Source organism: Peribacillus sp. S4 (assembly GCF_046715815.1).
Classification (GTDB): domain Bacteria; phylum Bacillota; class Bacilli; order Bacillales; family DSM-1321; genus Peribacillus; species Peribacillus frigoritolerans.
Genome location: NZ_CP175708.1, coordinates 401565 through 411279 on the forward strand (window position 1 = coordinate 401565; position 9715 = coordinate 411279).

At 40.3% G+C, this 9715-nt stretch carries 8 protein-coding genes; 7 read left to right on the forward strand and 1 reads right to left on the reverse strand.

Features of this window, described 5'->3' with window-relative positions:
• Positions 1–325: 325 nt before the first annotated feature.
• The 3 genes from ACJ9PY_RS02025 (at position 326) to ACJ9PY_RS02035 (ending at position 5653) form a co-directional block, all read left to right on the forward strand.
• Positions 326–1723: an amino acid permease gene (locus tag ACJ9PY_RS02025; protein WP_082196652.1), complete on the forward strand. Its 1398-nt coding sequence runs from the start codon at positions 326–328 to the stop codon at positions 1721–1723.
• A gap of 992 nt (positions 1724–2715) precedes the next feature.
• Positions 2716–3921: a glycine betaine/L-proline ABC transporter ATP-binding protein gene (locus tag ACJ9PY_RS02030; protein ID WP_318292626.1), complete on the forward strand. Its 1206-nt coding sequence runs from the start codon at positions 2716–2718 to the stop codon at positions 3919–3921.
• A gap of 4 nt (positions 3922–3925) precedes the next feature.
• Positions 3926–5653: a glycine betaine ABC transporter substrate-binding protein gene (locus ACJ9PY_RS02035; protein WP_316851920.1), complete on the forward strand. Its 1728-nt coding sequence runs from the start codon at positions 3926–3928 to the stop codon at positions 5651–5653.
• Between the two features lie 56 nt (positions 5654–5709).
• On the opposite strand, the gene ACJ9PY_RS02040 is transcribed toward ACJ9PY_RS02035, so the two are convergent.
• Positions 5710–5892, reverse strand: coding sequence for a hypothetical protein (locus tag ACJ9PY_RS02040; protein WP_098373529.1), 183 nt, complete (start codon positions 5890–5892; stop codon positions 5710–5712).
• Positions 5893–6203: 311 nt separating this feature from the next.
• On the opposite strand from ACJ9PY_RS02040, the gene ACJ9PY_RS02045 reads away from it, so the two are divergent.
• The 4 genes from ACJ9PY_RS02045 (at position 6204) to essB (ending at position 9700) form a co-directional block, all read left to right on the forward strand.
• Positions 6204–7118, forward strand: coding sequence for a nucleoside hydrolase (locus tag ACJ9PY_RS02045; RefSeq protein WP_411740224.1), 915 nt, complete (start codon positions 6204–6206; stop codon positions 7116–7118).
• A 541-nt stretch (positions 7119–7659) separates the two neighbouring features.
• The gene (locus ACJ9PY_RS02050) at positions 7660–7950 is read left to right on the forward strand and encodes a WXG100 family type VII secretion target (protein ID WP_034306171.1); all 291 of its coding nucleotides are present in this window, start codon (positions 7660–7662) and stop codon (positions 7948–7950) included.
• Between the two features lie 96 nt (positions 7951–8046).
• Positions 8047–8286, forward strand: a complete 240-nt coding sequence (locus ACJ9PY_RS02055; protein WP_053537134.1) for an EsaB/YukD family protein — start codon at positions 8047–8049, stop codon at positions 8284–8286.
• Positions 8287–8356: 70 nt separating this feature from the next.
• Positions 8357–9700, forward strand: a complete 1344-nt coding sequence (essB, locus tag ACJ9PY_RS02060) for a type VII secretion protein EssB (protein WP_057276066.1) — start codon at positions 8357–8359, stop codon at positions 9698–9700.
• Positions 9701–9715: the final 15 nt, after the last annotated feature.

The window sequence follows — 9715 nt, forward strand, 5'->3', positions numbered from 1 at the left end:
TATGAAGCTCGGAATATCCGAATGAACGTTAGGCTTATAGCCCTTTGACTTGGGCTTTAAGCCTAACACCCTTATGTAAATGCTACAAAGATCCCAGAAATCCAAAAAAGGTCTAAGCATTAGAGAAAATGACCTTGAAATAGTAATAAATGCAGGAAATGACTATTGATGGAATGATCGACTTTACCTATTCGTGCTAGATTAAACATGCATTTTTGGAGGGGAATCTAATTTGGAAAATCGGCAATTGCAACCACCTGTCATAAATGAAAAAAACCAGCCGTCAAATACTTTACAAAGGAAGCTAAAAGCACGCCACCTTACGATGATTTCGCTGGGCGGTGCAATTGGAACAGGGCTGTTTCTCGGAAGCGGGCCAGCCATTCACTCTGCGGGGCCTGGCGGTGCTTTGGTCGCTTACACCGTAATTGGCATAATGGTTTATTTTATTATGACAAGCCTTGGAGAACTGGCATCATTTATGCCGGTCAGCGGAGCCTTCAGTACCTATGCTTCGCGTTTCATCGACCCGGCATTAGGGTTTGCGCTTGGTTGGAACTATTGGTTCACTTGGGCAATGACTCTTGCTGCGGAACTATCTGCCGCAACGATGGTTATGAAGTTTTGGTTTCCTGACAGCTCGTCTTTTTTATGGAGTTCATTGTTTTTAGTTTTGATATTCTTATTGAATTACGTATCCGTTAAAGGGTATGGCGAAGGGGAGTATTGGTTCTCCCTCATCAAAGTGGCGACCATCATCATTTTCATAGTTGTCGGAATATTGATGATATTCGGGATCATGAACGGAGAGGCGATTGGTTTTAAAAACTTCACAGTTGGTGACGCTCCGTTTGCCGGTGGTTTTTTGGCAACATTGGGCATTTTCATTGCTGCTGGATTTTCTTTTCAAGGAACAGAAATAGTCGGCGTTGCAGCCGGTGAAAGTGAAGACCCGGCAAAAAATGTACCACGTGCAGTTCGCAGCATTTTTTGGAGAATCTTCCTCTTTTATATCCTGGCCATATTGGTTATCGGATTGATCGTTCCTTATACGAATGGCAGTCTGCAGGGACACACGATCATGGTTAGCCCATTTACGATGGTGTTTGAAAAAGTGGGACTGGCATTCGCTGCTTCCGTGATGAATGCCATCATTTTGACAGCCGTATTATCCGCAGGTAATTCGAGTCTTTACGTGACAAGCCGAATGTTATACTCCATGGCAAAAGAAGGGCTGGCACCGCGTATTTTTGGCAAACTTAACAAACGCGGCGTTCCCATTTGGGGATTGGTTGTCACTTCACTTGTAGGGATGTTGGCCTTTTTTGCTTCCATTTTCGGTGATGGAGTCATTTATATTTGGCTTATGAATGCGGTTGGAGTCACTGGATTTATATTTTGGCTCGGTATAGCGGCAAGCCATTACCGCTTTAGAAAAGCTTATATCGCTCAAGGGTATTCACTGGATGATCTTCCTTATAAATCCAAATGGTTTCCTTTCGGCCCGATATTTTCCTTTGCTCTTTGTTTCTTCGTATTATTGGCGCAAAACTATCAAGCCTTTATTGGCGATGACATTAACTGGGCCAGTGTGTTCGCTGCCTATCTTGGCATCCCATTCTTCCTGGTGATGTGGCTTGGTTATAAGTTCATAAAGAAAACGAAAGTAACTCCGCTAGAGGAATGCCAAATTGATTTTGATGAACATAGGAATGCTAAATAGTTTGTATCGATAATATGCATGAACCTTGAAATGAAATGGTTGTTTCAAGGTTTTTCTCTGTATATATGACACATTTCCTTATATGGCTGCATAAAACATAACCATTAAAAAAATGTGTGAAATCCCAATCTTGCCATGTGATTTTTAAGCGGAAAATCACCTTTCCCACTTTTTGGATGACTTTTGGAATTAAAAAAACTGAAAAAAAATTGTGGCCGATGTTGGGAGTTTATGTTTATAGGAAGCCGAAGTGTTGGTATATCAAGGTTTTTGGTGTCCTCCGTAACCTTTAGAATCGATGTCGTAAATGGGCTTTTTAGGCAAGAATTCCGTCCCGCATCATTTGAACTTATATTCATTCTTTGTTAAGGTAATGAGGTACTTTAGGGATACAGGTTCATTCCAAGTGTTGGGACTGAACAAAACCCTAAAATAAAAAACCATAATATTTCAGTTGGTATATGCTGTGTGCCTGTTAGTTTCCTCAGTTGTATTGCACCTCTTTTCCCTGCAAAGCTTTAAAATAGACTATTGGGAATCCCATAATCATATTTCTATGCGTTTTGGTGTTATACTGCACTGCAAGTATCATTCCACCTGGTAAAGGAAATGAAGTACTTTAGAGGGTAGTCGTAAGTCCATCATCAGGACAAAACTCTAAGTGGAAATCGTTTATATTACAGTTGGTATATGTTGTGCCTGCTAGTTTCCTCAGTTGTGATTGCACCTCTTTTTTTCTACTTGAAATGCTCAATTTATCACACAAAATATAATCCAAGTAAAGAATTGCTTCTTGGAAATAATAAATATAGATTATTTTTCTATACACGTACACCCTGTGCCACTAAATAAGTGTCACTTCCGCTTTTTTGAAGGGGTAGAATTTCGGTTATTTCAAGATACTTGTGCATTAATAATCATCACTCGCATAAAACGGGGGAATTCAGCAAAACTGAATATCATATGGGCAACTATTAGAATGAGGTGACTTGATGAAGCCGTATGTAGAAGTCAGAAATGTCTCGAAAATTTTTGGCAAATCTCCAAAAGCAGCAACAGACTTATTGAAGCAAGGCAAATCGAAAAAGGAAATCTTAAAAGAAACGGGACAAACGGTCGGAGTGAATAATGTTAATTTCGAGATTTATCCTGGCGAGATTTTTGTCATCATGGGCCTATCCGGAAGCGGGAAATCAACTTTGATCCGCATGTTCAATCGTTTGATCGATCCCACTTTGGGTGAAATCTTAATTGATGACGAAGATATCGTGAAGATGAACGCTGCCCGGTTAAGGGAAGTCAGACAAAAGAAAATAAGCATGGTATTTCAGAACTTTGCTTTATTCCCGCATAAAACGATATTGGAAAACGCTGAATTTGGGCTCGAAATTCAAAAAGTAGATCCGGCAAAACGTCATGAAAATGCGATGAAGGCTCTTGAGGCCGTTGGATTGAAGGGCTACGAAAATCAGCTGCCATCACAGCTTAGCGGCGGTATGCAGCAAAGGGTTGGGTTAGCCCGGGCACTCGCCAGTGATACGGATATCCTACTGATGGATGAAGCCTTCAGTGCCCTTGATCCATTGATTCGTAAGGATATGCAGGATGAACTGATTCAAATACAAGATCAGTACAAAAAAACGATCATTTTCATTACCCATGATCTTGATGAAGCATTGAGGATCGGGGATAGAATTGCCCTTATGAAAGATGGAAGTGTCATTCAATTGGGTACCCCTGAACAAATCATGATGAATCCAGCCAATGAATTCGTCGAGAAGTTTGTGGAAGATGTTGATCTATCAAAAGTATTGACAGCGTCTCATGTGATGATACGCCCAGAGAAGATTGCGGTGGACAGAGGCCCGAGGGTTGCCTTGGAAATCATGCGCAAACAAGGGTATTCCAGCATTTTCGTTGTGGATAGGAAGCAGAAGTTATTGGGGGCCGTGACTGCTGAACAGGCACGTCAGGCAATGAGTAATAACCAATCGATCTCTGAAGTGATGACAACCGATATCCCAACTGTAAAAGAGGATGAATTACTTGGAAACCTCATGGATGTGATGGCGACTTCAAGCTTGCCAATCTCAGTCATCGATGATCAGAACAGAATTAAAGGAATTCTTCTTCGTGGTGCCGTTATCGGTGCTTTGGCCGGAAATAAAGATTCCTTGAATGAAATGGAGAGTGAATAATTCAATGAATATGCCGAAAATCCCACTAGGAGCATGGGTCGATTCTTTAGTGGATTGGATAACTATTGTATTTGCTGGATTATTTACACTTATTACGAATGTGATTGAGGGACTACTGGATATCCTGGTCGATGTAATGAGTGCTGGACCTTCCATCGTGTTAATCATAGTCCTGACCCTTCTGGTTACCTATACAAGCAGATGGCCATTGGGATTATTTACATTAATCAGCTTACTATTGATTGATAATCTTGGTTATTGGGAATCAAGCATCCAAACACTGGCAATCGTTATATTGTCAGGAGTCTTGACGATAGTGATCGGGATACCGATCGGAATATGGTGTGCCCAAAATAACACGGTACGTAAGATCGTTACCCCAATCTTGGATTTCATGCAAACGATGCCTGCCTTCGTTTATTTGATTCCTTCGATTTTATTCTTTGGAATAGGGGTGGTGCCTGGAATCATCGCGTCATTCATTTTCGCGATTGCACCGACAATCCGAATGACAAATCTTGGGATTCAGGAAGTGCCTAATGATTTGATAGAAGCATCTGATGCTTTTGGTTCAACCAGCAGCCAAAAGTTATTCAAAGTACAAATTCCATTGGCTACTCCTACGATTATGGCAGGAGTTAACCAAAGCATCATGCTGGCACTATCCATGGTAGTTACAGCTTCATTGGTTGGAGCACCCGGACTTGGGGCGGATGTCTACCGGGCTGTCAGCCAAATAAATGTTGGTCAAGGATTTGAAGCAGGTTTATCCATCGTAATCATTGCAATCATACTTGATCGTATCACGCAAAACCTTCGTAAACCAGCTTATGAGCATATCGTAAGCAGGAAAATCATTTTTACGATTTTGGCTTTACTTGTTGTGGGTACTGCACTATTCAGTGCTTTTACAAAGGATACGGCTGTGAACGGGGATAAAAATAGTTTTGCTGCCAAAGCCGATTATGAAATCATCGGAATTGAACCTGGAGCAGGATTGATGAAGTTGACTAAAACGGCTATAGATGATTATAAGCTGGATGATTGGAAGTTGGTTGAAGGGTCATCGGCGGCAATGGTTGCTGAATTGAAAAAAGCGATTGATAAAGAAGAACCAATCGTCGTTACAGGATGGTCACCGCATTGGATGTTCTCGAAATATGATTTAAAATATCTCAAAGATCCGAATGAATCCTTTGGCGGGGCTGAAAACATCAATTCCATTGCCAGAAAAGGACTTGAACAGGATGCGCCAGGTGCCTATAAAATCCTTGATCAATTTTTCTGGGATACTAAAGATATGGAAAATGTAATGGTCCAAGTTTCTGAAGGGATGTCTCCTTCAGAAGCAGCAGAAAAATGGATAAAGGAAAATCAGGACAAAGTATCCAAATGGACCCAAGGTGCACAATCAGGAAATGGTGAAAAAATCAAACTGGTTTATGTTGCCTGGGATACTGAAATTGCCAGCACAAATGTGATTGGCAAGGTTCTGGAGCAGAATGGCTATGATGTAACATTAAGTCAAGTTGAAGTGGGACCAATGTTTGCCGGCGTTGCAAACGGAAGTGCGGACGCCATGGTGGCCGCATGGCTCCCGGGAACACATCTTGAATACTATAATAAGTACAAAGCTGAAATGGTTGATCTTGGACCAAACTTAAAAGGAACAAAGAATGGTCTGGTCGTTCCTGATTACGTCGATATTGATTCGATTGAAGACTTAAAATAAGAAAGAAGAGGGAATTCCAGTAATGGAATTCCCTCTTTTTTTAGTTTATATGGGAATCAATGGATGGAAACGAATTTACTCCTCAATTCCTCTTCCGTTACTTCGATCTTTCCTTTTAAATCTTCTGCCAGTAATACATAACTTTTCACGCCAATGAATTCAGAATGCGATATTAAAAAGAATTTTGTCCCTTTTTTATACGCAGATGGAACATCTTCAATCAACTTAAACATTTTCATCCTTTTTCCACCTTGGATATCATAAATTCGTAACGCATGTATTCATAACTAGTTCGTGGCACAACTTCTTCTTTTCACTTTTTATATCATTGATATTTATGGGCGGTCAACTTTTTTTATTGGTAGATACAAGTACCGACTGTACTTGTCATTTGTTTGTGAATTATGAGTATTCCTAAATTTCTGTGGAACTGGGCTATCGTTGAATGTTAAAATTCAGTTGGATAACAGTGTTTCTTTATACATAAGGAAGAGATAAGAGAAGCAATGAGTTGATAAAGCAAAAAGTGATTTTGGAAGGTGTGGAAATATTGAAACCAATCATATTTGATGTAGATACGGGGATAGATGATGCCATGGCGATGGCATATGCTTTAAATTCCCCTGAATTGGAAGTGCTCGGATTCACCACTTGCTTTGGTAACGTGCCCGTTGTTAATTCGACCCGTAATACACTTGCCGTCTTGGAGAAATTAAATAGGCGCATACCGGTATATGAAGGTGCTGACCAAACTTTGGTACGCGGAAGGAAGAAGCGGTATCCCAAGCATGTTCATGGGGAAGACGGGTTAGGAAATACCCTTCGGTTTAAACCAACCATCAAAGTATCACAAGGAAATGCAGCAGATTTCATTATCGATCAAGTGCAAAGCCGACCGCATGAAATTACGATCATTGCAGTTGGACCACTGACTAACATCGCATTGGCGATCAATAAAGCGCCGATGATCATGTCGCTTGTAAAAGAGGTCGTAATTATGGGCGGTGCCGTAAATGTACCAGGAAATGTAACCCCTTATGCTGAAGCGAACATAATATCAGATCCTGAAGCGGCACATCAGGTATTGACTTCAGGATTGCCGATCACCCTAGTGGGGCTTGATGTGACGCTGCAAACATACCTACTGAAATCGAAGCTTGATGATTGGCGTGCCACTGGTGAGGAAAGCGCCGAATTTTTAGCGGAAATGACCGATTATTATATGAAAGCATATGAAAACTCCCATCCAGGTTTGGGTGGTTGCGCCCTTCATGATCCACTTGCAGTCGGGGTTGCGATTGATTCAAGTTTTGTCAGGACAGAATGGATGAACGTCAAGGTGGTGACCAAGGGTGAAGAAGCAGGCAGGACAATCGGTCAAAAGGATGGCGGACCTAGAATCCGTCTCTGTACGAATGTAGAAAGTGAGCGGTTTTTGAAACACTTTTTGGAACGGGTTATATGATTAAGCAACGTAATTGAATCATGAATGTAGCATGAAGGATATTCCAAAAAAATCATTGGCAAGAGCTGGCCTGTTTCTGTTGGATATATCGATTCTCGCTATATGACAAGGATACCTGTCAAAATAAAGTTGAAAGTAGCATGGTAAAAAAGGTCCTCCATTCATTATGTTTTGTAAATGGTTTATATTCAATCAATCATAAAAATTGCTTTTCAGACTTTAATCAAACGTTTGATTAATTTCGTAGAAAAGAAAGTCGAAAGTCACTAATATCATGGTGAAAACCATATTAATGGATAATGGTTCAGAAATATTGGGTATAAGGTACTTTTTTTACCACAAAAAAGTAAAATATTAAAAAATAATTAAAAAATGGGTTTAAAGGTTTGGGAAAACAGGTACATAGACTTTCGTAATGCCATATTTAGGTTTTTTTACATAATTATAATTTACCATTTTTCGACTTTGCGCTTATTTATATGGCAGAAAATGTATGGTTCTATTAAAATGTACTATATAAGATAAAAGGAGGATTTTTTCTATGTCACAAATTCGCGTAACACCTTCGGAACTGAAAGATGTAGCTAGACAATATGATAATGAGAGCCAACAAGTAACTGATATGATTGGTCGTTTAGATAGAATGAGAGATCATTTAACTGGTATTTGGGAAGGTTCTTCCAGTGAGGCTTTCGTAGGTCAGTACGAAGAATTAAAGCCTTCATTCATGGATATGGCTCGCTTGTTGAATGAAGTTTCTCAACAATTGAATAAATCAGCTCAAATCCTTGAAGACACAGATAATCAGATTGCTAGTCAAATTCGCGGATAATCATTAGGTAAATGAGAAAAAGAATTTCTAGGAAAAAGCGCCGCGACTCTTTTTGAAGAATCGTGGTGCTTTTTTGCTTTAAAAGAGGTGGATTCCATATATATTCAACTAACGATCGATTTAAACAGGTATACAGGGGAAGTATTTGATTTGCAAGTGTCAAATTACCGCTCCATCAAGAAGGTTGTGGAGATAATATGGCAGGTAAAAGATATTGCCAGTGCGCCTAAAGAAGGCTATTGGGTGCGGGTCCAGAATAAAGAGTTCGTATGTTCAGGTTATGAAACCCTGCTTGATAGCGGAATTACGACGGGGGACCGCCTTGAGATCCTCTAATGGATAGGTGTGGACTCTTTATAGGAAAAAAGTCTAAAGCCCTATAGCAGGGGTAAAGGAGTTACATAAAATGGATGAGAAACCATATCTGGAGAAAAAAACAGAAGCTGCAATGATGAAGGATGATAAGGGGCATTCGTTCGTTTTCCAACGGGCAAAACTACCGATGCAGGACCCACTGGAATTACAGCTTATTCATGAAGCGGATGATGCTCTCCAGAAACATATAGAAGTGACAGAGGACGAGGTGAAGATCAGAGTAAATCCACCAGCCTCTTTTTTTGTTTTTTCCAAAGCTAAAGATAAAAATCCATTGAGTAAATGGTTATCGTCTTATCAAATCCAAAAGAAAATAAGGAATCATGAATTGAATCGCCTGCAACTAGTCGTTTGTCCGGAAAATATCGTTTTCGATTCAAGCTTGACCCCATATTTCCTGCATTATGGGGTAAAAGACAGTTTGCCTCCTTATGAGCATAATCAAGATGAGTTATTTAAAGAAACGAAGGCAACGATTTCGGCGCTTGTGGATGGGCAGCATACATTCGAAGAGTATCTGCTTTACCATAAAACACTGAAACTATCGAACGAATCACAAAGTATATTGTCATCAGGGACTTGGGATGAACTTTCCACGGTCATTCAAAACCGGATAGAAGCTTTAGAGAAGGAAGAAAAAGCATTTGTACATATTCCTGAAAAGAAATGGAAAACGGGCCGTTATACACTTTGGGGTACGGTGATCGTTCTAGTGCCACTGCTATTGTTTGCGATTTACACACTATTCTTCTCCCAACCTAAGCAGGATGCATATGTAGAAAGCGGTGAAAGCTTCTTAAAACAAAAATACAGTGAAGTCATTGATCGTTTGGAAAACTACGATCCGAAAAAGATGCCATATGTCGTTCAATATGAACTGGCGAAGTCCTACGTCACTTATGAACCGTTGGAGGGGGTAGCTAGGAAAAATGTGGAAAATGCAATCTCGTTGCAAACGGATAGTCAGTATCTCCTATATTGGATTTATATAGGCAGGGGCATGAGCGAGGAAGCGATCGATTTGGCGAGAATCATGGAGGATCGCGAATTGATTATGTACGGGCTGGTAAACCAGAAAGAACAGATTAAGTTGGACGATAGCCTATCTGGGGAAGAAAAGGAAACGCAAATTAAAGAAGTCGATACCGAGCTATCCCAATATGAAAAGGAAAAAAAGGAATTGGATAAGCAAATGGAGGAACAGCAAGATCAGAACCCTGCTGCAACAGACTCGAATATAGAGGATAAAGGCGCAGAGGAAGCAAAACCTGCTGTAAAAGAAGAAGCGGAAAATGAACCTGCTTCTGGGGGAAAAGAAGAAAGTAAGGATTCCTCCAAAAAATCAACTGAAGAAAAAGAGAAAAGCAAAGAGTGAGCAATGGGCCTTTTG